General features: G+C 60.1%; 25 protein-coding genes. 13 read left to right on the top strand and 12 right to left on the bottom strand.

All coding sequences use genetic code 11. The features are described 5' to 3' along the window. Positions 1–74 precede the first annotated feature (74 nt). From IGW03_RS03515 to orn, 3 genes are all read right to left on the bottom strand, one after another. The gene (locus tag IGW03_RS03515) at positions 75–644 is read right to left on the bottom strand and encodes a hypothetical protein (protein ID WP_194721096.1); all 570 of its coding nucleotides are present in this window, start codon (positions 642–644) and stop codon (positions 75–77) included. Between the two features lie 459 nt (positions 645–1,103). Continuing rightward, entirely contained in the window at positions 1,104–2,771 is a 1,668-nt protein-coding gene (locus IGW03_RS03510) for a peptide chain release factor 3 (protein WP_194721095.1), read from the bottom strand. A gap of 98 nt (positions 2,772–2,869) precedes the next feature. Further along, a complete protein-coding gene (gene orn, locus IGW03_RS03505) occupies positions 2,870–3,457 on the bottom strand; it encodes an oligoribonuclease (protein ID WP_194721094.1) in 588 nt (195 codons plus the stop codon). Positions 3,458–3,501: 44 nt separating this feature from the next. Between orn and IGW03_RS03500 the strand changes: the two genes are divergently transcribed. From IGW03_RS03500 to ppnP, 5 genes are all read left to right on the top strand, one after another. After that, a complete protein-coding gene (locus IGW03_RS03500; RefSeq protein ID WP_194721093.1) occupies positions 3,502–4,761 on the top strand; it encodes a M48 family metallopeptidase in 1,260 nt (419 codons plus the stop codon). 8 nt (positions 4,762–4,769) lie between these two features. Continuing rightward, on the top strand, positions 4,770–5,660 hold the full coding sequence (gene rsgA, locus IGW03_RS03495) for a ribosome small subunit-dependent GTPase A (RefSeq protein ID WP_194721092.1): 891 nt from the start codon (positions 4,770–4,772) through the stop codon (positions 5,658–5,660). A 114-nt stretch (positions 5,661–5,774) separates the two neighbouring features. Further along, positions 5,775–6,689, top strand: a complete 915-nt coding sequence (argF, locus tag IGW03_RS03490) for an ornithine carbamoyltransferase (protein WP_194721091.1) — start codon at positions 5,775–5,777, stop codon at positions 6,687–6,689. An 80-nt stretch (positions 6,690–6,769) separates the two neighbouring features. Beyond that, positions 6,770–8,107 carry an argininosuccinate synthase gene (argG, locus tag IGW03_RS03485; RefSeq protein WP_194721090.1) on the top strand — a complete coding sequence of 446 codons (1,338 nt, stop codon included), beginning with the start codon at positions 6,770–6,772 and terminating at the stop codon, positions 8,105–8,107. Between the two features lie 25 nt (positions 8,108–8,132). Next, positions 8,133–8,453: a pyrimidine/purine nucleoside phosphorylase gene (gene ppnP, locus IGW03_RS03480; protein WP_194721089.1), complete on the top strand. Its 321-nt coding sequence runs from the start codon at positions 8,133–8,135 to the stop codon at positions 8,451–8,453. A gap of 271 nt (positions 8,454–8,724) precedes the next feature. Here ppnP and murB read toward each other — a convergent pair whose 3' ends face one another. Further along, a complete protein-coding gene (gene murB, locus IGW03_RS03475; RefSeq protein ID WP_194721088.1) occupies positions 8,725–9,753 on the bottom strand; it encodes a UDP-N-acetylmuramate dehydrogenase in 1,029 nt (342 codons plus the stop codon). Between the two features lie 143 nt (positions 9,754–9,896). On the opposite strand from murB, the gene IGW03_RS03470 reads away from it, so the two are divergent. Together IGW03_RS03470 and IGW03_RS03465 are read left to right on the top strand one after the other, a co-directional pair. After that, positions 9,897–10,382 (top strand): YajQ family cyclic di-GMP-binding protein, encoded by a 486-nt coding sequence (locus IGW03_RS03470; RefSeq protein WP_194721087.1) that lies wholly within the window; start codon positions 9,897–9,899, stop codon positions 10,380–10,382. 7 nt (positions 10,383–10,389) lie between these two features. Further along, the gene (locus tag IGW03_RS03465) at positions 10,390–11,067 is read left to right on the top strand and encodes a retropepsin-like aspartic protease family protein (RefSeq protein ID WP_228534938.1); all 678 of its coding nucleotides are present in this window, start codon (positions 10,390–10,392) and stop codon (positions 11,065–11,067) included. 396 nt (positions 11,068–11,463) lie between these two features. Here the strand turns inward: IGW03_RS03465 and aroG are convergent, their stop codons facing one another. Beyond that, positions 11,464–12,528: a 3-deoxy-7-phosphoheptulonate synthase AroG gene (gene aroG, locus IGW03_RS03460; RefSeq protein ID WP_194721086.1), complete on the bottom strand. Its 1,065-nt coding sequence runs from the start codon at positions 12,526–12,528 to the stop codon at positions 11,464–11,466. On the opposite strand from aroG, the gene IGW03_RS03455 reads away from it, so the two are divergent. Beyond that, positions 12,527–12,898 carry a hypothetical protein gene (locus tag IGW03_RS03455; RefSeq protein WP_194721085.1) on the top strand — a complete coding sequence of 124 codons (372 nt, stop codon included), beginning with the start codon at positions 12,527–12,529 and terminating at the stop codon, positions 12,896–12,898. The genes aroG and IGW03_RS03455 overlap by 2 nt on opposite strands. Here IGW03_RS03455 and IGW03_RS03450 read toward each other — a convergent pair. Beyond that, the gene (locus IGW03_RS03450) at positions 12,861–13,349 is read right to left on the bottom strand and encodes a redoxin domain-containing protein (protein WP_194721084.1); all 489 of its coding nucleotides are present in this window, start codon (positions 13,347–13,349) and stop codon (positions 12,861–12,863) included. The genes IGW03_RS03455 and IGW03_RS03450 overlap by 38 nt on opposite strands. Before the next feature lie 467 nt (positions 13,350–13,816). Between IGW03_RS03450 and IGW03_RS03445 the strand changes: the two genes are divergently transcribed. From IGW03_RS03445 to IGW03_RS03425, 5 genes are all read left to right on the top strand, one after another. Continuing rightward, positions 13,817–14,053: a hypothetical protein gene (locus IGW03_RS03445; RefSeq protein ID WP_194721083.1), complete on the top strand. Its 237-nt coding sequence runs from the start codon at positions 13,817–13,819 to the stop codon at positions 14,051–14,053. 158 nt (positions 14,054–14,211) lie between these two features. Next, a complete protein-coding gene (locus IGW03_RS03440; RefSeq protein ID WP_194721082.1) occupies positions 14,212–15,447 on the top strand; it encodes a polyhydroxyalkanoate depolymerase in 1,236 nt (411 codons plus the stop codon). 107 nt (positions 15,448–15,554) lie between these two features. Then, the gene (gene rsxB / locus IGW03_RS03435; RefSeq protein ID WP_438943618.1) at positions 15,555–16,388 is read left to right on the top strand and encodes an electron transport complex subunit RsxB; all 834 of its coding nucleotides are present in this window, start codon (positions 15,555–15,557) and stop codon (positions 16,386–16,388) included. Beyond that, on the top strand, positions 16,385–17,035 hold the full coding sequence (gene nth / locus IGW03_RS03430; protein WP_194721080.1) for an endonuclease III: 651 nt from the start codon (positions 16,385–16,387) through the stop codon (positions 17,033–17,035). Before rsxB ends, nth begins: the two co-directional genes overlap by 4 nt. A gap of 125 nt (positions 17,036–17,160) precedes the next feature. After that, positions 17,161–17,583, top strand: coding sequence for a DUF1841 family protein (locus IGW03_RS03425; RefSeq protein WP_194721079.1), 423 nt, complete (start codon positions 17,161–17,163; stop codon positions 17,581–17,583). A 22-nt stretch (positions 17,584–17,605) separates the two neighbouring features. Here IGW03_RS03425 and IGW03_RS03420 read toward each other — a convergent pair whose 3' ends face one another. From IGW03_RS03420 to IGW03_RS03395, 6 genes are all read right to left on the bottom strand, one after another. Continuing rightward, positions 17,606–18,112, bottom strand: a complete 507-nt coding sequence (locus IGW03_RS03420; protein ID WP_194721078.1) for an Hsp20/alpha crystallin family protein — start codon at positions 18,110–18,112, stop codon at positions 17,606–17,608. A 98-nt stretch (positions 18,113–18,210) separates the two neighbouring features. After that, on the bottom strand, positions 18,211–18,594 hold the full coding sequence (locus IGW03_RS03415) for an Hsp20/alpha crystallin family protein (RefSeq protein ID WP_194721077.1): 384 nt from the start codon (positions 18,592–18,594) through the stop codon (positions 18,211–18,213). A gap of 26 nt (positions 18,595–18,620) precedes the next feature. Next, positions 18,621–19,061, bottom strand: coding sequence for an Hsp20/alpha crystallin family protein (locus IGW03_RS03410; protein ID WP_194721076.1), 441 nt, complete (start codon positions 19,059–19,061; stop codon positions 18,621–18,623). A gap of 323 nt (positions 19,062–19,384) precedes the next feature. Next, on the bottom strand, positions 19,385–19,726 hold the full coding sequence (locus IGW03_RS03405; RefSeq protein WP_194721075.1) for a c-type cytochrome: 342 nt from the start codon (positions 19,724–19,726) through the stop codon (positions 19,385–19,387). 12 nt (positions 19,727–19,738) lie between these two features. Continuing rightward, positions 19,739–20,059, bottom strand: coding sequence for a c-type cytochrome (locus tag IGW03_RS03400; RefSeq protein WP_194721074.1), 321 nt, complete (start codon positions 20,057–20,059; stop codon positions 19,739–19,741). Positions 20,060–20,346: 287 nt separating this feature from the next. After that, positions 20,347–22,509 carry a transporter-like protein gene (locus IGW03_RS03395; protein ID WP_228534936.1) on the bottom strand — a complete coding sequence of 721 codons (2,163 nt, stop codon included), beginning with the start codon at positions 22,507–22,509 and terminating at the stop codon, positions 20,347–20,349. Positions 22,510–22,556: the final 47 nt, after the last annotated feature.

The raw sequence follows: 22,556 nt of genomic DNA, 5'->3' as shown, positions 1-22,556 counted from the left end.
CTCAGACGATGCGCTGTTGCGAGAGAGGCAAGGAGCCCACGCTTGCCCCCGGACCGCATGCCCGTTAAGTAGAGTTAGTGATAATTTGCCGATGACCGATCGGCATGCAGCGGCTGCACGCCGTTTCGCGCCTGCCGCCCTTTCGACGGGCGGGAAGTCTCCGACAGGCATTGCGCAGCAATGCCGAACCAGTCCTCGACCGTGAGCAGCCGGCGCGCCAGCGGCAGCAATTCGCGCTCTTCCCGATCCAGACGAACCGATGCATGCCGGCAGTACAGTTCAAAGGAATCGCATAGCTCACCCGCCTTGGCGATTCCCAGGTCGAACGCCGAGGATAGCTGCTCCCCTGCCAGGCGCAGAATGCCGCTTGCCTTTGCACTGATGATTTCCAGTTCGGCGACAAGCAGCTCGGCATCGCGTCCGAAGCGGCGCAGGGTAGGCATGAGATAGCGTTCGATCTTGCGCCCGCGGCAGAACTGGTCGAAATGCATCAGCCTGTTGAATGCCGAATCGAGACTCGCGAAATCGAGCCGCTGCAATCCCCTCCAGGCCGCTTCCATGTGCTGCTGCAGCCGCCCCAGCATATGGCGTGCTTTGTCCTGCTCGGCAGCGATAGCAATGATGGAATAGGTTGCGGTCAGCATGAGCACCTCTGAATGTAAAACGTAAAAAACGGAAAGACCTGCGCTTCTAGCAATAAGGATGCCGACTGATGTGGCAAGTTGAATAACCGGTTAAGAGAAAGACCGGCGAAGGCGCCGCAAATTCAATGCAAGCGTGACGGCATCCCGTGTCATTACCGAGTCATCGCCAGAGCCGTCAGGCTGCAGGGAAACGAGACTGGAAGACGGGGCTGAAATCGTGCGGTGAGTATAGGGGGCCACCCTCCGGCTTGTTTGATTTGCCACAAACTCTGCGCCAAGTTGGGCCGATCTTTCGGCATATTCCATTCAACAACTGCCATCTCCCGCGAACGCATTTATTGGACGCCAGCTTGGCCCTCCGACTGCTGCACCTTCTCCAAAACGGTTCGAAAAGCAGAAAACAAAAGAAAAAGCCGGCGATCATCGATACGCCGGCTTTGCGGGAGAGCGGCAGGATAATCAGCCGACTTTCACCGCATGCTCCCGGGTCGCATGGAAAGTCAGCTGCGGCCAACGCTCCTGCGTCAGCTTCAGGTTGACGCCTGAAGTGGCAAGATAGGCCATGTTGTTGGCGGCATCGTAGGCGATATTGGCGCCTGCCGATGACTTTTCGAAGTCCGCAAGCGCTTTCTTGTCATCGCTTGAAATCCAGCGCGCGCTGCTGATGCTGGTACCTTCAAATACCGCGTCGACGCCGTATTCATTCAGCAACCGGCTGGCGACCACTTCGAACTGCAGCACGCCGACCGCGCCCAGAATCAGGTCGCCGCCGTGCACCGGTTTGAACACCTGCACCGCACCTTCTTCGCCCAGCTGCTGCAGCCCCTTGTGCAGCTGCTTGATCTTGAGCGGGTTGCGGATGCGCACCACGCGGAAGAAATCCGGCGCGAAATACGGAATGCCGGTGAACTGCAGCACTTCGCCTTCGGAGAAACTGTCGCCGATCTGCATGTTCCCGTGGTTGGGCAGGCCGATGATGTCGCCGGCATAGGCTTCTTCCACCTGCTCCCGGCTCGACGCCATGAAGGTCACCACGCTCGACACCTTGATCTCGCGGTTCAGGCGCAGATGCTTGACCTTCATGCCGCGCTCGAAGCGTCCCGAACAGACGCGCAGGAAGGCGATACGGTCGCGGTGCGCCGGGTCCATGTTGGCCTGGATCTTGAATACGAAACCCGAAAACGGCGCTTCCACCGGCTCGACGGCCCGAACGCTGGCATCGCGCGAACGCGGCGCCGGCGCCCAGTCGAGCAAGGCATTCAGGATTTCCCGCACGCCGAAGTTGTTGATCGCCGAGCCGAAGAAGACCGGTGTCTGCGTGCCGGCCAAAAAGGCATCCAGATCGAAGGGGTGCGATGCGCCGTGCACGAGTTCGACTTCCATCTTCAGCTGCTCGATTTCGAGCGGGAACATTTCCGCCAGGCGGGGATTGTCGATGCCCTTGACCACCTCGAACTCTTGGTCGGCCCGCTCCTCGCCGGCCTTGAACAGCAGGATCTCGTCGCGCAGGAGATGATAGACGCCGCGGAAATTCTTGCCCATGCCGATCGGCCAGGTGACCGGTGCGCACTGGATCTTCAAGACCGATTCGACTTCATCGAGCAGTTCCAGCGGATCGCGCGTTTCGCGGTCCAGCTTGTTCATGAAAGTCAGAATCGGCGTAGCGCGCATGCGGCAGACGTTGAGCAGCTTGATGGTCTGCTCTTCCACGCCCTTGGCCGCATCGATCACCATCAGCGCCGAGTCGACGGCGGTGAGAACGCGATAGGTATCTTCGGAAAAGTCCTGGTGACCCGGTGTATCCAGCAGGTTGACCACATGGTCGCGGTATTCGAACTGCATGACCGAGCTGGCGACGGAAATGCCGCGCTGCTTCTCGATTTCCATCCAGTCCGATGTCGCGTGCCGGCCGCTCTTGCGCGCCTTGACGGTGCCCGCCAGCTGGATCGCGCCGGAGAACAGCAGCAGTTTCTCGGTCAGCGTGGTCTTGCCCGCGTCCGGGTGGGAAATGATGCCGAAGGTGCGGCGGCGCGCGACTTCCCTTGCGATCAGGTCGCTCGGGACCTTGCGGGTGTCGGCAACGTTGTCGACGGTGTCGGTCGACGAAGTATCTGGTGCTGAGGCCATGTTGCGGCTCTTAAAAACAGGTTGAACGGTGTATCGGAGCACGCCTGCGAAGGCAGGCGCGCGGATGTCTGGAGTCGGGCGCGGGAAGCGAAGTCCCGTTACGCCTTGATGAAATGCTCGCGGTAATAGCGCAGCTCTTCGATCGACTCGACGATGTCGGCCAGCGCGGTATGCTTCTGGTGCTTCTTGAAGCCCGAAGCGATTTCCGGCTTCCAGCGGCGGCAGAGTTCCTTCAGCGTCGACACGTCGAGGTTTCGGTAGTGGAAGAATGCTTCAAGCTTGGGCATGCCGCGCACCATGAAACGGCGGTCCTGGCAGATGGAATTGCCGCACATCGGCGATTTGCCGGCAGGAACGTAACGCCTGAGAAATTCGATCAGCGCTGCTTCCGCATCGGCCTCGCTGACCGTCGATGCCTTGACCCGGTCGATCAGGCCGGAGCGTCCGTGCGTACCCTTGTTCCAGGCATCCATTTTGTCCAGCACTTCGTCGGGTTGATGAATGGCAAATACCGGCCCCTCGGCCAGGACGTTCAGTTCCGCGTCGGTCACCACGCAGGCGACCTCAATGATGCGGTCGCTGTCCGGATCCAGCCCGGTCATTTCCATGTCCACCCAGACCAGATTGAACTCGTTCGGGCGAACCGGCGCCGCGGGCGCGGCATTTGTTTCAATAGCTTGTGACATAATCTAAATTCCTCAGTAATCTGCCATTTTCTCACAGGCACAGCATGTCTTCACTCGCGTTTTCGGTATTGTTCGTCGGTTTTCTGGTTGTGACGCTGATCGTCCGCTTCTGGCTGAGTTCCCGTCACATTCGCCATGTGCTGGCGCATCGCGGCGCAGTGCCGGCCGAATTCGCCGAAAAGATACCCCTGCATGCCCACCAGAAGGCGGCCGACTATACCGTGGCCCGGACCAAGCTGGGCCTGGTTACGCTGTTCGTCAATGCCGCAGTGCTGGTCGGCTTTACTCTGCTCGGCGGCCTGCAATGGCTGTCGGTGAACCTGTTCAACCTGACCGGTCCCGGAATGCTGCACCAGCTTGCGCTGCTGGCCGCTTTCGGCGCCATTTCCGGCCTGGTGGAATTGCCGTTCGACTATTACCGGCAATTCGTGCTGGAAGCGAAATTCGGCTTCAACAAGATGACACTGGGCCTGTTCATCTCCGACATGGTCAAGAACACCCTGGTCGGCATCATCGTCGGCCTGCCGCTGATCTGGATCATCCTGACCCTGATGGACAAGGCCGGCAGCCTGTGGTGGTTCTATGCCTGGCTGGTGTGGAGCGGCTTCCAGCTGCTGATGCTGGTGCTGTATCCGACCGTTATCGCCCCGCTGTTCAACAAGTTCACGCCGCTGCAGGATGAAAGCCTGCGCTCCCGCATCGAGAACCTGATGCAGCGCGTCGGCTTTGCTTCCAAGGGCCTGTTCGTGATGGACGGTTCCAAGCGCAGCGCGCACGGCAATGCCTATTTCTCCGGCTTCGGCGCGGCCAAGCGCATCGTCTTCTTCGATACGCTGCTGGCCCGCCTCGGCCCGCAGGAAATCGAAGCCGTCCTCGCCCATGAGCTCGGCCATTTCAAGCTCAAGCACATCATCAAGCGCATCGTCGTGATGTTCGCCGTGTCGCTCGGCCTGCTGGCGCTGCTCGGCTACCTGAAGACGCAGGCATGGTTCTACACCGGCCTCGGCGTCGATCCGATGCTGCTGACCAGCAACGACGCAATGGCGCTGATTCTCTTCATGCTGGCCTTGCCGGTGTTCACTTTCCTGCTGTCGCCGCTGACCTCGATCACCTCGCGCAAGCATGAATTTGAAGCCGACGCCTTTGCGGCGAAGCACACGAATGCACAGGATCTGGTCTCGGCGCTGGTCAAGCTGTACGAAGACAATGCATCGACCCTGACGCCGGATCCCCTGCATTCGGCCTTCTACGACTCGCATCCGCCTGCCAGCATACGGATTCATCATCTTCTGGCAAGCCGCTGAGCGCACTCATGACAGGAGAACAAGGAACCGTCATCGCGGCGCACGGCAGGCATTACCTGGTGCAGGCCGGTGAACAAAAAGTGCAGTGCGTAACCCGGGGCAAGAAAAGCGATGTCGCGACCGGCGACATCGTGCACTGGAAGCGCACTTCCGCGGATCAGGGCGTCATTGAATCGATCGCGGAGCGCAAGACCCTGCTCTATCGCTCCGACCAGTACAAGTCCAAGCTGCTCGCAGCCAACGTCACCCAGCTGTTCATCGTGGTCGCCACCCAGCCCGGCTTCTCCGATGACCTGGTGTCGCGCGCCCTGGTCGCGGCCGAGGCCGGCGGCATCGCTGCCCATATCATCCTCAACAAGGTCGATATCGAGGAATTGCTGCCCCAGACGCGCGAGCGGCTCGCCCTGTACGGCAACCTCGGCTACCCCATCCATGAAGTTTCCGCCAGGAGCCAGCCGGAGCAGACCAAGGCATTGCTGCAGCCGCTGATGCAGGGCCAGTCGAGCATCCTTATCGGCCAGTCGGGCATGGGCAAGTCTTCGCTGATCAATCTTCTGGTGCCAGATGCCGAACTGGCAACACGGGAAATTTCCGCGGCGCTCGATTCCGGCAAGCATACGACCACATTCACCCGCCTGTTCATGACCGGGCCCGACACGGCCATCATCGATTCGCCGGGATTCCAGGAATTCGGCCTCTACCATCTGACCGAAGGCATGCTGGAACGTGCCTTCCGGGAATTCGGCCCGCATCTGGGACATTGCCGGTTCTACAACTGCCATCATCTGACGGAGCCGGGCTGCGCGGTGCTGGGCGCGGTCGAGGCCGGCGAAATCGCTCCGCTGCGGCATGCGCTCTACCAGCAGCTGGTGCATGAATCCTCGCAAAAGCTGTACTGAACTTGTCCATGGCCCGCAGCCGGTTATCTTTTCAATACAAAATCTCTTATAATTGAACGGGTTACAACAATCCGGCGGCAAGAGCCAACCCAGCACTTGCCGCCGTTTTCATTTATGTCCATCAAACATTTCCTGCAGTTTTCTGACTTTACGCTTGACGAATTCGAGTACGTGATCGAACGCGCCCGCATCATCAAGCAAAAGTTCAAGAACTATGAGCCGTACCATCCGCTGGTCGACCGCACGCTGGTAATGGTGTTCGAAAAGAATTCGACACGCACGCGCCTGTCCTTCGAGGCCGGCATGCACCAGCTCGGCGGCGCGGCGATCTACCTCAATACCCGCGACAGCCAGCTCGGCCGCGGCGAACCGGTGGAGGATGCGGCCCAGGTCATGTCCCGCATGTGCGACATCATCATGGTCCGCACTTTTGGCCAGGACATCATCGAACGTTTTGCCAGCCATTCCCGCGTGCCGGTCATCAACGGCCTGACCAACGAACACCATCCCTGCCAGGTGCTGGCCGATGTCTTCACCTACATCGAGCATCGCGGCTCCATCAAGGGCAGGACGGTGGCATGGATAGGCGACGCCAACAACATGCTCTACTCCTGGCTGCAGGCGGCGCAGGTGTTCGGCTTCCACGTAAACGTATCCACACCCAAGGGCTATGAGATCGATCCGGCCCTGGTCGCGCCCGGCAACAGCAACTACACCTTCTTCGCCAATCCCTCAGACGCCTGCGCAGGCGCCGATCTGGTGACGACCGACGTCTGGACCAGCATGGGTTACGAGGAAGAGAACGCGGCGCGGCTGAAGGCCTTCGACGGCTGGATCGTCGACGGCGAGAAAATGAAGCGTGCCAATGCCGACGCCCTCTTCATGCACTGCCTGCCGGCGCACCGGGGCGAGGAAGTCGCCGCCGAAGTGATCGACGGCCCGCAGTCGGTCGTGTGGGACGAAGCCGAAAACCGCCTGCATGTGCAGAAGGCGCTGCTTGAATACCTGGTCGTGGGCAAGCTTGCCTGACCAACCGACAACGCAGCGCAATCGACCCGACGCCCCAACCCTTATAAATCATCCCAGTCTCATCTAGCGAAGCAGAAATCATGTCGACCATACTTCAGTCCGTACCCGTCAATCAGAAAGTGGGCATCGCCTTCTCCGGCGGTCTCGATACCAGCGCCGCCCTGCACTGGATGCGCCAGAAAGGCGCCATTCCCTATGCCTACACCGCAAACCTGGGCCAGCCGGACGAGCCGGACTATGAAGCAATTCCGAAGAAGGCGAAGCTGTACGGTGCGGAACAGGCGCGCCTGATCGACTGCCGCGAACAGCTGGTCGCCGAGGGCATCGCCGCGCTGCAGAGCGGCGCATTTCACATTTCGACCGCCGGCATCACCTACTTCAACACGACGCCGCTCGGCCGCGCAGTGACCGGCACGATGCTGGTTGCGGCCATGCAGGAAGACCAAGTCGACATCTGGGGCGACGGCAGCACCTTCAAGGGCAACGACATCGAGCGCTTCTATCGCTACGGCCTGCTGGTCAATCCGTCGCTGCGCATCTACAAGCCCTGGCTCGACGACCGCTTCATCCAGGAACTCGGCGGCCGCAAGGAGATGTCCGAATTCCTGATCAAGTCCGGCTTCGACTACAAGATGTCCGTCGAAAAGGCCTACTCCACCGACTCCAACATGCTGGGCGCAACGCACGAGGCGAAGGATCTCGAACACCTCAACAGCGGCATGAAGATCGTCGAGCCGATCATGGGCGTCGCCTTCTGGCGTGATGACGTCGAAGTCAAGCGCGAGGAAGTCAGCGTCCGCTTCGAGGAAGGCCGCCCGGTTGCACTGAACGGCATCACCTTCTCCAACGCGGTCGACCTGATGATGGAAGCGAACCGCATCGGCGGACGCCACGGCCTGGGCATGAGCGACCAGATCGAAAACCGCATCATCGAAGCAAAGAGCCGCGGCATCTACGAAGCTCCCGGCCTTGCGCTGCTGTTCATCGCCTACGAGCGTCTCGTCACCGGCATCCACAACGAAGACACGATCGAACAATACCGCGACAACGGCCGCAAGCTCGGCCGCCTGCTGTACCAGGGCCGCTGGTTCGATCCGCAAGCCATCATGCTGCGCGAAGCCTCGCAGCGCTGGGTGGCGCGCGCCATCACCGGCGAAGTCACGATCGAACTGCGCCGCGGCAATGACTACTCCATCCTCAATACCGAGTCGGCCAACCTCACCTACAAGCCGGAACGCCTGACGATGGAAAAAGGCGAAGGCGCCTTTACGCCGCAAGACCGCATCGGCCAGCTGACCATGCGCAATCTCGACATCACCGACACGCGAGAGAAGCTCGGCATCTACAGCGATGTCGGCCTGCTGGGCTCGAACTCTGCCGTCGGCCTGCCGCGCCTCGGCAAGAACAGCGGCGAATAACGACAACCATTACCGACAAAGCACCATGACCACACAATTCGACAACGTTTCCGTCGTCAAGAAGGCCAACCTCTACTTCGACGGCAAGTGCGTCTCCCATACCGTGCTGTTCGCGGACGGCACCCGCAAGACCATCGGCGTGATCTTCCCGTCCTCGCTGACCTTCAATACCGGCGCACCGGAAATCATGGAACTGAATGCCGGCAAATGCCGCATCCGCCTCAAGGGTGAAGACACCTGGAACACCTATGAAGGCGGCCAGAGCTTCAATGTGCCGGGCAACTCCAGCTTCGATATCGAAACGCTGGAAACGCTCGACTACGTCTGCCACTTCGTTGCAGCCTGAGCCAGTCCCATGCAATAAAAAAGGCGATCGGATGATCGCCTTTTTTGTGCCCTCTTTCAGAACGGAAGCGCTTAACAAGCGCGCTGGAGCGCTTTCGGCTTGACTGGACTCGACGAGGCCGAGGTGATTTGCCTGTGGAACAAGGCGTGGTGACGCGACATGGCGAGCTCGGCGCCCCCGGGCCATGGCAAGGAGGACTCGGCGTCCCCATACAACGCAGTGCCGCTGGCAAATCGACCGGCATCGACAGTACAGTCAACCCGAAAGCGCTCTAGACGAATACCGGTTCGGGTTCGAGCGCCACGCCGAATTTTTCCTGCACGTCGGCCTGTATCGCCGCGGCAAGTTCCGCAATCTCGCCCCCCTTCGCACCGCCCCTGTTAACCAGCACCAGCGCCTGTTTCTCATAGACGCCGGCGGCGCCCAGGCTCCTGCCTTTCCAACCCGCCCTGTCGATGAGCCAGCCTGCGGCAAGCTTGAAGCTGCCATCGGGCTGCGCATAGCTGACAAGATCGGGACAGCGCGCCAGCAATGCGTCGCGCGCGTCCTGCGACACAACCGGATTCTTGAAGAAGCTGCCCGCATTGCCGATGACCGCAGGATCCGGCAGCTTGCGCGTGCGTACCGCAATGACGGCGTCGCTGATCTGCCGCGCGGAAGGTGAATGGATGCCGCCTGCCGCGAGCTCCTGTGCGACATCGGCATAGCGGATGTTTGCCTGCCAGCGCTTCGCCAAGGCGAACGTCACATCGAGAATCACCGCGCGGCCGCGCAATGCATGCTTGAAAATACTGTCGCGGTAACCGAAGCCGCATGCCTCCCGGTCAAGGACGAAAGTCTTTTTGTCGATCAGGTCGAAAGCGGTCAGGGAATGAAAGCGGTCCTTGAGTTCGACGCCGTAGGCGCCGATGTTTTGAATCGGGGATGCGCCGACACTGCCCGGAATCAGGGAAAGATTTTCCAGCCCCGGAAAACCATGCTCCAGCGTCCACAGCACGAAACGGTGCCAGTTCTCTCCCGCCTCTGCCCTGACGTAGAAGGCATCATCGTCTTCACCGACAAGCTCGATTCCGCTGGTGGCCATATGCAGTACCAAGCCATGGAAATCATCGGTCAGCAGCAGGTTGCTGCCGCCTCCAAGCACCAGCCGCGGCATGGATGCCCATGATGCATCGCTTGCAACCGCTTCCAGCATCGCCGCCGATGTGACTTTCAGGTAAGCCGACGCGCTGGCATCGATGCCGAAGGTGTTGAGACCGCGAAGCGGGAAATTGCTCTGGATCGAAATGTCTGCGCTCATAGGGCTGGCATTATAGAGGGTGCGCAATCTAGCCACCCGATTTTTTGTCGGCTAGAATGGCCCGGTGTTTTCAGCATGACAAGCCTGAAAAGAACAAGAATATCAGGCATGTTTTCCAACCAATTTTGCACGAAGGATTTGCCATGCCATCTTTTGACGTTGTTTCCGAAGCCAATATTGTTGAAGTGAAAAATGCGGTCGACCAGTCGAACAAGGAGATCACCACCCGTTTCGATTTCAAGGGCAGCGATGCCCGCGTCGAACAGAAGGAGCGTGAACTGACCGCGTATGCCGACAGCGAGTTCCAGCTGGGGCAGGTGCGCGACGTCCTGACCGGCAAGATGGTCAAGCGCAACGTGGACGTGCGTTTCCTCGATCTCGGCAAGATCGAGAAGATCGGCGGCGACAAGGTCAAGCAGGTCATCAAGATCCGCAACGGCATCGAATCCGACATGGCCAAGAAAATCGTGCGCATCATCAAGGACAGCAAGATGAAAGTCCAGGCCAGCATCCAGGGCGATGCGGTGCGCGTCACCGGTGCCAAGCGAGACGACCTGCAGTCCGCGATGGCGCTGCTGCGCAAGGAGATGACCGATCTGCCGCTGGAATTCAACAACTTCCGCGACTGATTTTCACTTGCCATCGTTGGATATCGACATCATGCGCGCCTTCTTCCTCGCCGCCAGCCTGCTTTCCGGCGCAACTGCCTTGGCGACCACGCCGACTGCTCATGCGGCGGACATCAGCGTGGTCGGGCTTTTCCCGAACAAGGCGGTGCTGGTCATTGATGGAGGTTCGCCCAAGACCTATTCCGTCGGCGCCACCATCGTCGACGGCATCAAGCTCGTTGCCGCCACAGATTCCAGCGCCACTATCGAAAACAACGGCAGGCGCCAGACCATCGCCATCGGCGACCATGTCAGCCGCGCTCCCGCCTCCTCCGGGCGCTCAAGCACCACCCTGCAGGCCGACAGCCGCGGGCATTACATGGTGGCGGGACAGATCAACGGCGGCAGCGTGCGCATGTTGCTGGACACGGGCGCCACGATGATTGCATTGCCGGCATCGGAGGCGGTTCGGCTCGGCATCGATTACCGCAAGGGCCAGGTGGCTTATCTGAATACCGCAAACGGAACGGTGCCGGCTTACCAGGTCAAGCTCAATACGGTGAAGGTCGGCGATATCGAGATCAACCAGGTGGATGCGGTGGTGCAGGAACAGGGGTTGCCGATCATCCTGCTCGGCATGTCGTTTCTTAACAGGACCGAGATGCGGCGCGACGGGCAGCAGATGGTGCTGACGAAGCGGTTTTAGGTTTAGGGTCTAGGAGGGTCTAATTCAATAATGACCTTCATTCGCAGAACCTGACTACTCCCTTCTTCCGCAAGCGGGAGAAGGGTTGGAGATGAGGGGGACCGCAAGACCTGCTGCGGCCTTGGCGATTCCCCTCACCCCTGCCCCTCTCCCGCTTGCGGGAGAGGGGTGCTATTCCCCGCACCATGATTTCACCGGTGCTGTCCGGCTCCCTTCTCCCGCAAGCGGGAGAAGGGTTGGGGATGAGGGCGGTAGCAAAGCCACATTAGACTTCAAACATCTCCCCATTCCGCCCAACGAACTGGCCTGCATTTCCGCTCAATACAGCAACGCAAACCAGGCGTGCAAGCCTTTGGGCTTCGCTTTGCAAACAAGAGTGAATCCACTACCCCGCAATCACTCCCGATCTTCCTTCAGGCGACGCTGCTTCACGGCGTCCGCCAGTCCTTCCAGCACCTTGACGCTGGCATCCCAATCGATGCACCCATCGGTCACCGACTGACCGTAGGTCAGCTCCTTGCCGGGAACCAGATCCTGGCGGCCGGCGACGAGATGCGACTCCACCATCACGCCGACGATGCGGGTGTCGCCTTCGGCAACCTGGCGCGCGATGTCGGCGCATACCGGCACCTGGTTTTCCGGCTTCTTGGAGCTGTTTGCATGGGAGGCATCGATCATCAGGCGCGAAGCCAGGCCGCTGGCGGCGATTTCCTTGCAGGCCGCTTCAACGCTGGCGGCATCATAGTTAGGCGCCTTGCCGCCGCGCAGGATGATGTGGCAATCCTCGTTGCCGCTGGTCGAGACGATGGCCGAATGGCCGCCCTTGGTGACGGACAGGAAGTGGTGCGGCTGTGAAGCCGCCTTGATGGCATCGACGGCGATCTTGATATTGCCGTCGGTGCCGTTCTTGAAGCCGACCGGGCACGACAGGCCGGAAGCCAGTTCGCGATGCACCTGGGATTCGGTGGTGCGCGCGCCGATCGCGCCCCAGCTGATCAGGTCCGCGACGTACTGCGGACTGATCACGTCGAGGAATTCCGTACCTGCCGGCAGGCCGAGCTCATTGATGTTCATGAGCAGCTCGCGCGCCATGCGCAGGCCGTCATTGATGCGGAAGCTGTTGTCCATGTAGGGATCGTTGATCAGGCCTTTCCAGCCTACCGTGGTGCGCGGCTTCTCGAAATAGACGCGCATGATGATTTCGAGCTCGCCGGCGAAGCGCTCGCGTTCCTTGACGAGGCGGTTCGCATATTCCATCGCCGCCTTGGGATCGTGAATCGAGCAGGGTCCGATGACGACCATCACGCGGTCATCCTGGCCATGGAGAATGCGGTGCAGCGCAGTGCGCGCGCTTGCCGTGGTGTTGGCCACCTTGTCGGAGCAGGAGAACTCGCGAATGAGATGTGAAGGAGGAATCAGTTCTTTCATCTCTCGGATGCGAAGGTCATCGGTGCGCGGCATGGTCATTCTCCAGGTTAAAGTTTTCAAGACTGTACAAACGAAAAAACCGCCATCTCTGGCGGTTTTTCTAGGATTCGGTTTGGCTCTTTTATTCGTGCGCTTACCGCTTCTCCACCGCCTTTGGGCTGGAATAGCTAAAGTAAAAGTAAAAGTGGAAGCGCGCGAAAGTCATTTGTTGGGGCTGCTCTGGGACTGGTTGCGAGCAATGGTGCAGCAATTCAAGGGATTTGGCAAGCGATACGGCATAAATCATTTCAGCCGCATGCACGGCGTGAAGCTTGCCATGTTCATACGGCATTCCATCCGGACAGGCGCGGACAGGCATACTGGGCTTATTTTGCACCCCAGCGTTCTATCGTCTTCGACGTGATGACCCCGGAATTCGCGACCCTGGCGCCTTCGGCATTGAACCAGTAACTGCGCGGTTTTTCGCCGTGCCACTTCGGGTCGATGGCATAGCGCAACTGCTCTGGCGCCGCATTGCCGAATGCCCATGCGTTGCCGGCCAGGCCCAGGGATTCCAGCCGCTGTTTCATCATGGCCACGGCTTCGGGATCATTGCTCGAATCCGTGGAGATCGTGATGACATTCAAGTCCTTGCCCTTGCGCCGGCTCTTTTCCTCGCTCAAGTTCTTCAGGCTTGTCTGGCAGTACACGCAGTCGAGCGACCACACCACCAGTACAAACGGCTTTCCCTGCTGGCTCTCGACGATGCGATTGAGCGAATCGGGCTCGAATGCCCTGATCGTGGATGCCATGGAAGGACTGCCCGTCAACAGGAGCAGTACCATGCTCCAGGCGCTCATCCAGAAAATCTTCATTTTATTCATCCTTTTATGCGGCAATGCCCGCAAGTCCGACCATGCCGGAGCACGAATCCTGCCAAAACACTTCGCCATGCATTCATATTGATGGTTCAGCGACCATGTCACAAGCATCATTATCGATGATGCGGCGCGAGTTGGTTTGGACACATCGGTACCGTGGCAGCAGCTGTCGGTCTGCGCCGAACAGGCTGTTTGCGCCTGCAAGCAATACTGTTTCAATTGCGGACCATTTTCCTTCCCGCGCCTCAGTAAAAATTACACGCATGCTCGTCCATATTGCTGTCGGCAAGTTGCACTCCAGCAGCAATATTCGCAATCCCTCAACCGGATGTAGTGAATTTCACCATTTAACGCCCGTCAAGCAGGCACTTGGCCGCATGGCACGGCTTCTGCTTCTATACCTTCATCTTGTAGAAAGACAATAGGAGTTTCAAAGACTTCACTTCACACGATTGTCGAACTTGCTGGCGATCACCGTTAAAGACAACATCGAATGCCGCTCCAAGCATTCCGGCGTTGCGGACATACTACAAATTTGGTTGCTTGATATAGGCAAAACAACAAGCCTTCAGAAAAGGGTTGTTGCAGAGTCGCAGCGTGCCACCATATGCAGGAAAGAAGGCAGCAACCGGTGGAATGTAAAAGCTGCGGCTCTTCGGTTTTATGCTATGTTACTTAACGGAAATTTGAATTCGTGATGGCAGCAGGCGTTGTGTGTGTACATAGGTTGTCTTACATACGAACGAGCGAACTATTTTTTTACTCAAAAATCGCCAAAATTGCTTTTGATGCATTGCAGCGTGGAAAATTTCTATTCAGAATCTAGCGACACCGGTCATACCTCGAAGAGGCCAATATGCTTTACCAATTTCACGAATTAAACCGTACTTTCCTGAACCCGCTCATCCAATGGGCGGAAGCGTCTGCCAAGCTGTTCACGAATCCGGTCTCGCCTCTTGCACATACTCCGTTTGCCCAGCGCATTGCGGCAGGTTACGAGCTGCTTTATCGCCTCGGGAAAGATTACGAAAAGCCCGAATTCGGCATCAAGACGGTTCCGGTCGCCGGCAAAGCCGTCGGCGTATTCGAAGAGATCGCGGAACAGAAGCCGTTCTGCCGGCTGATCCACTTCAAGAAGGACCTGAGCGACAAGCAGTTCGACGGTCTCAAGCAGCCGACCGTGCTGCTGGTGGCGCCGCTGTCGGGACATCATTCGACCTTGCTGCGCGACACGGTGCGTGCCCTGCTCTCCGAAAATGACGTCTACATCACCGACTGGACCGACGCACGCATGGTGCCGCTGGCCGAAGGCGCGTTCCACCTGCACGATTACATCTATTACGTGCAGGATTTCATCCGCCGCCTCGGCCCGGACGTGCATGTCATTTCCGTCTGCCAGCCGACCGTTCCGGTACTCGCCGCCATCTCTCTGATGGCCAGCGCGAACGATCCCAAACTGCCCAAGACCATGACCATGATGGGCGGCCCGATCGACCCGCGCAAGTCGCCGACTGCGGTCAACGACCTGGCAACCAAGAAACCCTTCTCCTGGTTCGAAACCAAGGTGATTTACAGCGTGCCGGCCAACTATCCCGGCTTCGGACGCAAGGTCTATCCCGGCTTCCTCCAGCACGCAGGGTTCGTCGCGATGAATCCGGGTCGCCATGCGCAAAGCCACTGGGATTTCTACATGCACCTGCGCGCAGGCGACAACGAGTCGGCGGAAGAGCATCGCAAGTTCTACGATGAATACAATGCCGTGCTCGACATGCCCGCCGAGTATTACCTGGAAACGATCAAGACCGTGTTCCAGGAATTCAACCTGCCGAAGGGCACATGGGAAGTCGAAGGCAAGCTGGTGCGTCCGCAGGACATCAAGTCGGTGGCGCTGTTCACCATCGAAGGCGAACTGGACGACATTTCCGGCGCCGGCCAGACCCAGGCGGCGCATGACCTGTGCTCCAGCATTCCGAAAGCCAAGAAGCTGCATTTCACCGCGCCCAAGTGCGGACACTACGGCATCTTCTCGGGCCGCCGCTGGCGCGAAGTGATCTGCCCGAAGATCGGGGAATTTATCAGGGCCAACGCCTGATCCTTTCCTCCGATACATTCCTTTCATTCGCTTCGACAAAGCCGTCCACCTGGTGGACGGCTTTTTATTTGTAGCGTGACCGGTTTCCCCGGATAATCCTGTTTTTTATTGCAGAACCTGCCGTTCCCGCCGTGTCTTCCTTACCTACTCTCGCCGACCAAGTCGAAAACCTGCTGCCGCAAACGCAATGCACGAAATGCGGCTATCCGGCATGCCGGCCGTATGCCGAAGCGGTCGCCGGCGGCGAAGCCGGTTACAACCAGTGCCCGCCCGGCGGCATGGAAGGCGTTGCGCGCCTGGCGGCGCTGCTGGACAAGCCGGTCATTCCGCTCAATCCCGCCAATGGGATCGAACGTCCGCGGCCGGTAGCGGTGATCGACGAAAACCTGTGCATAGGCTGCACCTTGTGCATCCAGGCCTGCCCGGTGGATGCCATCATCGGCGCTGCCAAGCAGATGCATTCCGTCGTGCCTGCGCTGTGCACCGGTTGCGACCTGTGCGTTGCGCCCTGCCCGGTCGATTGCATCTCCATGGTCGATGTCACGCCAGGGCGCACCGGCTGGGATGCCTGGTCCCAGGCGGACGCCGATGCGGCAAGGGAGCGCCATCAGTTCCGCACCTTCCGCCTGCGCCGTGAAAAACAGGAGAACGATGAACGCCTCGCGGCAAAGGCGGCGGCAAAGCTGAAGGCCGTCGAGAACGAGCCGACGCTGTCGCCGGAAGAAAAGGCTGCGCAGGAGCGCAAGAAGGCCATCATCCGGGCAGCCATGGAACGCGCCCGCCTGCAGAAGGAAAAGATGGCTGCTGCTTCCCCGACCCGCCCGGCCGGCCTGGAGGATGTCTCCGCGGGAGTGCGCAGGCAGATCGCCGACACCAATCAGAAGCTGGAAGCACAAACCACGCAGGCCACGCAAGCCCCTCAAGCCAAAGACAAGCAATGAATGCAGAAAAACGCCTGGAAATCTTCAGACGCTTTCGTGAAGCGAATCCGCATCCGGCGACCGAACTCGAATACACGACGCCCTTCGAACTGCTGATCGCCGTGATACTCTCGGCACAGGCAACCGATGTCTCGGTGAACAAGGCGACGCGGCGGCTTTATCCGGCGGCCAATACGCCGGCCGCAATCCATGCGCTCGGCGTGGAAACCCTGGAAAGCTATATCCGCACGATAGGCCTGTACCGCACCAAGGCAAAGAACGTGATCGAGACCTGCCGCATTCTCGTCGAGCAGCACGGCGGCGAAGTGCCGCGCTCGCGGGAGGCCTTGCAAGCCCTCCCCGGCGTCGGCCGGAAAACCGCGAACGTGGTGCTCAATACCGCCTTCGGCGAGCCGACGATTGCGGTCGACACCCATATCTTTCGCGTTTCCAACCGGACCGGCATCGCGCCCGGCAAGGATGTCGATGAAGTCGAGCGCAAGCTGCTGAAATTCGTGCCGGCGGATTTCCGGCATGATGCCCATCACTGGCTCATCCTGCACGGCCGCTATACCTGCATCGCACGCAAGCCGCAGTGCTGGAACTGCATCATCGCCGATCTGTGTGAACACAAGGACAAGACGCCGCTGCCCGAGAAAGGCATTTAGCAAGGCGGTCTGCCGGGAATATGCCGAAACGCGATATCGCGAGTTGCGAAACGGCGGGCCTCCCTTGCATATCCCTTTCCCGGACCCATCTGCGGTCTAACCGTTACAGCCTGAATCGAATTCCCATGTTTACCCCCTCCCAGCACGATGTGCGCCGCTTCTTCTGCGAAACCTTTCGCAAGGTCCGCGCCAATGAAATTCTGACCCCGCTGGAAGCGATTGCGCGCGACTGGATCATTCAGCACGAGGAATATGCGGATGCGCTCGGCAATGTGGACGAGGCGCTGGCCGCCGACTATTCCGTCGAGCGCGGGCAGTCCAATCCCTTCCTGCATCTATCCATGCACCTGTCGATCGCAGAACAGATTTCCATCGACCAGCCGCCCGGCATCCGCGCCGCATTTCTTGGCCTGGCGCAGCGCCTCGGGTCCGAGCACGATGCCCATCACGAGATGATGGAGTGCCTCGGCGAAATGATCTGGAATTCGCAGCGCAGCGGCTTGCCGCCGGACGGCGCGGCGTATATCGAATGCGTGAAGCGGCGCTGAACCCCGCAGCACGCCTCGCCTCTCAGTCCACCCGAATGGCCGTCTTGCGTGGCATTTCATGTTCCGCCTTGGGCAGTTCAACCCGCAGTACGCCGTTCCGGTAGGTCGCCTGCGCCCTGTCCGCGAGCACCGCGACCGGCAGAGGCACTACCCGGCGGAAGCTGCCGTAGGCGCATTGCAGCACCCGGTACCTTCCCTCGGTATTCTCCTGCTCGAAGCGCTTTTCGCCGTGGACAACCAGGGCCCCGTCCTGCACGCCGATATCCAGATCGTTCTTGTCCATGCCCGGCACTTCCAGCCTGACCACGACCCTGTTCTCATCCTCGAACAGGTCGCCGCCCAGCATCGACCAGGTGCCCGACGGAATGTAGAAGGCGTCGTCGACCTGTGTCTTCTGCGGCATGTTGGTATTGCTGCCGGGTTTGAAGCCGGTCAGGGCGGAGGAAGCCGAACGCCTTAGATGCTGCCAGCCCTCCGCCACCGAATCCCAAAAACTTGTGAGGCCTTGCCTGAGTTCATCCAGTTTCATTTGGATTTCCTTTCCTGCTGATTCGCCGTCTGCCGTGCCGCCGCAGGCGCGCAAGCCTTGCAGCGGCACGGCTTCATCGCCGTGGGCCGGCCCTTCCGCTAGTCGACGGAAATTTCAATCTTGCGCGGCTGCGCATGCTGCGCTTTCGGAATGCGCAGCTTGAGTACGCCGTTCCTGAATTCCGCCACCGCCTGCTCGCTGTCGAGTTCGCGGGAAAGCGAGAAGACGCGCCGGTAGCGCGGCAATCGCACTTCCGCATGACTGGATTCCATGCCTTCCGGGGTAGTCAACCGCATTTCGCCTTCGATGGTCAGGCTGTCGGATTCCAGCTGCAGATTCAAACCCTCTTTCGTCACGCCCGGCAGATCGGCGAACAGGGTAATGCCAGAGGCATCCTCGAAAACGTCCACCGGCGGCAGGAGTGCGGCTTCCGGCGACGAATTCTCCTGCGATCGATTGGTCATGCTGTTGCTGGCATTCATGATGCATCCTCCTGCTAGTTCCGATGTCACTGAACGTTGATGCGGCGCGCTTGCGGGGCTGTCCGCCGCTTGATGCTGATCTGCAGCACGCCGTCGCGATATTGCGCGGTCACGCCGTCGGGGTTCACATCATCGTCGGGCAGGCTGACAACGCGCCTGAAACGGCCCGCAAAGCGTTCATTGATATGCACGGATGAGCGCTCTTCGCGCGGCGGCAGATCGGCCTGCCTTTCGCCTGCAATGGTCAGGACCCCGCGTTCGAGATTGACCTCGATGGATTTAGGATCCATTCCGGGAACGAATGCATACAGCTCAAGGGATTGCGGAGTGCGCCCGACATTGAGCGCCGGAAAACTTCCCGCGCCGGCGCCGCGTATGTTCGGCACATTGTCGAAGGCCTGCTGGATCTCGCGCTGCAGCCGGTCGAATTCAGCGAACAGGTCGCGAGGAAACATGGATCGATACATGATGATGTCCTCCGTGAATGATGGATGATTCACCCGGGCCTTGTCGGCCCGATCGCAGCTTCGATATGCGGACGGGAGATTCGGATTTCAACAGCCGGATAAGCCTCGCCGATGCACGTGATGACTACGGAGAGGACAATCGGGGACGGCGTGTGCTGCCATCATGCGGGGAATGGAAGCAGGCACGCGGCAGGCATAGGCAGACACCTGCAGGCACCAAATGAAAAAGCCACGTTTCCGTGGCTTTTCGGTGGACATCGCCTTCCGATGCGTTGCCGATGTCGTTTCCGGCGCGTGTATCGCCGGAGGATCGCAGGCCCGGCTTACTTGCGCAGGACCAATGCTCCCGGCAGGCTGTGCAGGTAGGCGGCGATGTTCTGAATGTCCTGGCGCGACAGCGGTTTCGCCTGTGCACCCATGATCGCATTGCCGCGGCCATTTGCGCCGTCGCCGCCGCGCTTGTAGGCGAGCAAGGCATGCTCCAGATAATCCTGGTGCTGGCCGGCCAGCTTGGGATAGCTGGGATCGATGGGCGTGTTGTAATCCTTGCCGTGGCAGGAAGCGCAGTTGTATTTTTCGGCAGCGGCCTTGCCTGCTTCGACGTTGCCGCCGGCGATCGCATTGCAAGACAACAGCACGGCAGCGACTGCAAAAATCCTTTTCATTATCCGTCCCCTTTATTTCTGCTGAGCGTAGTAGGCCGCGACATCGGCGATATCCTGGTCGGTCAGGCCGGCCGCGATACCGCGCATGCTGGGATGCTTGCGCTCGCCCTTCTTGTACGCATTCAATGCGCTCTCGATATATTTGGCCGACTGGCCGCCGATCATCGGCACCTGGTAGACCTCGGGGAATGTCGCCTTGTAGCCGGGAATGCCGTGGCAGCCGATACACATTGCCACCTTGTTTTCCGCCGCCTTGGGATTGCCTACCACGTCAGCCGCAGCAGCGACATTAGCCATACCCGCGAGCGCGAGAAGCGCAAAGATTTTTTTCATAGTAGCAGGGGTAATTAATAGGAATTTTCAAAACTTATCCGCAAGGGATGGCTTGCCATGCCGTCTCTGCCGCACGCAAAAGGGCGAGAGGGAAACAGCGGAACACGCCGGACCGGTCAAACCGGATCGCTTACGGATAAATTTTGCATGCGACACCGTCGTCTCCGCCGGGTGTTGCTTTCACGCACCAAAACCGCTTAATTCTACATTAAGACTTTGGAGCAGTCCATGTCGTCCATACAACCGGATGAAATGAACTGCTCCGCTCCGAAGTTGGCGATTGGCGGTCAGCGGTCGGAACCGGTCCGCCTTTCGCTCTCGCCGGCGTCCCGCATCGGCAGTCGCGGCTCCAGTTCGGGTTCCGCCGGCTTCACCATTTCCACCGGTGCGCTCGCGATACGGGCCCGTTCCGGGAACATGAACTTCCAGGGCGCCGCGCCCAGCCTGCGCAGCACAGCCCATGCCACGATGCGCCGCATGCGCAGCGGAACGTCGCGCGCGCGCATCGCGAGGGCGAGCGAACAGGCAAAGCCCACGCCTACGTTCAGCATCCCGGTGACGAGGATGCCCGAGGCCGCCAGCCAGAACGAGGGCTGAAGCAAGGCTTCCCAGCCGAGGCTGACCGAAGCCGCCGCCAGCGCGCCGGCGTCCAGCGTCACATGCCTGACGTCAAGCGGCATGCCGAAGAACTGCAGCAGCACCGGCGACAGGCCCAGCAGCACGGCCAGCGACAGGATGCCGGCAAAACGCGCGAAGCGGGCTTCCAGCCAGCGGGCAAACCGTTCCGAACGCATTGGTCCGAATACATGGACCAGGCGGCGATGGTGCGCAAGCACGTCGCGCAGCCTGCTCAGCGCAAACCAGTTGTCGGCAACACCCGCCGCCAGACCTGACAGCCAAAGCAGCACGCCGGTAAATGCGGCGTAGAGCGGACTCGGTCCGATCAGAGACAGGGCGTCGATGTTCGCCGCTGCCTTGTCCGCCGGCACCATCGGCGCACCGGCGATCAGCATCCATCCCAGCGCAATGACCAGCACGGTCGGAATCACGGTGGCGAGGTTGCCGAGGACGGAAGCCGCCTGCGAGCGCAGCATGGAAGCGATGTCTTCCAGCAGCCGGCGCAGGCCGTCGACCGTATCGAGGGAGTGCATCCTGGCCGCCAGGGCCGGCGCGGTGACGGCCGGCTGCGTCGCGGCCAGCGTGCCGCCGGCGGCGGAAATGGCGACAAGGCCGGCGGCATGGTTCATGGAAGAGAACGCGCCCTCGAAGAAGCGTGCCGCCCCGCCGGCCGGAAGAAAGTTCTTGGCCACGACGGGAATGGCGGCCATCACCCCACCCCGGCAGGCCGAGCGGAAGACCGTACGGTATTCCCCGTCGTTGCGCGCGGCATATTGCTCGCCGCGGTCGGCATTGCGCTCCACCATCTTCCTCGCCAGCAGCGAAAAGCTGCGGTTGACGAGGCCTTGCACGGATGAACGCCGGTGGTGGGCATCGATCAGGTCGACCAGCAGCGCGTGGATCTGGTCGGAGGACTGCTCGACAGAAAGCCCAGAGCGCAGGTCGATCAGCAGGCTCATGCGCACCAGCTGGGCCCGCATCCGCTCCACCTTGTACACCAGTCCGACCGACACGCCGTGCTCGTCGAGATGCGCATAGATGCGGTCGGTCTGCGCCTGGCAGACGGCGATCAGCATGCGCACGCTGCGCAATGCCGCCGCGTCGTTGGGGCTGGCGACCAGGTATTTTTCCAGTTCGCGCCGCAGCGCCATGAAAGGCGTGGCGCGGAACGGCATGTGCGGCTCAAGCCGCTGCCGGAATTCGGTGCCGATGCCGGTCGAAATGATCATGGTCACGAGGTAGATCAGCGCTTCGTCGACCTGCTGCTGCACGCCGTGGGATATGCCGTCATCGGCGCACAGCTTCCAGATGCGGTGGAGGGTTGCCTGGTCGAGGCCGAGCAGCCATTCCGCATCGGCGGCATCCGGGAACATCGCCGCGAACAGGGTCGACAGATCCTGCTTCACCGCGGTCTTCGGAAATGCGAAGCGGGAGACGCGCTCGCCGAGTTCGCTGAAGAAGGCCGGCTCGCGCGGCAGGCCGGTGGCGCAGAAGAGTTCGGGGCCGATGGCTTCGCGCAGGGTTTTCTGCAGCGTGGTCTGCACGATGCGCTTGACATCCCGGTTGCTGTCGAGCCAGTCGAGCAGGAATTGGGTGCGCTGCTGCTTGGCCCGGCGCACCACGTCGGCAACCTCCCTGCCCGGCCGGATATGCGACGGCGGGCGGCGCAGCCAGATGCCGATGTCGATCATCCAGTTGGCGCGTTCGCTCCAGGAAGCGAAAGGACTTGCCCGGCGCATGAGCGCCTCGATTTGGGGAATGTAGCGAAGCTGATGCTCGTTGTGCTGCGGTGAAGTGCGCCGAAACCGACGCCACATCACCCTGAACTTCATGAGGGTTATTTTCATCGTGTGGCTATTTGAAATGAAAAGGCCGTAAA

It is taken from the genome of Noviherbaspirillum malthae (assembly GCF_015352985.1).
GTDB classification, from domain to species: domain Bacteria; phylum Pseudomonadota; class Gammaproteobacteria; order Burkholderiales; family Burkholderiaceae_D; genus Noviherbaspirillum; species Noviherbaspirillum malthae.
Note: the sequence above shows the minus strand (reverse complement) of the source record. Positions and strands in the feature narration are given on the sequence as shown.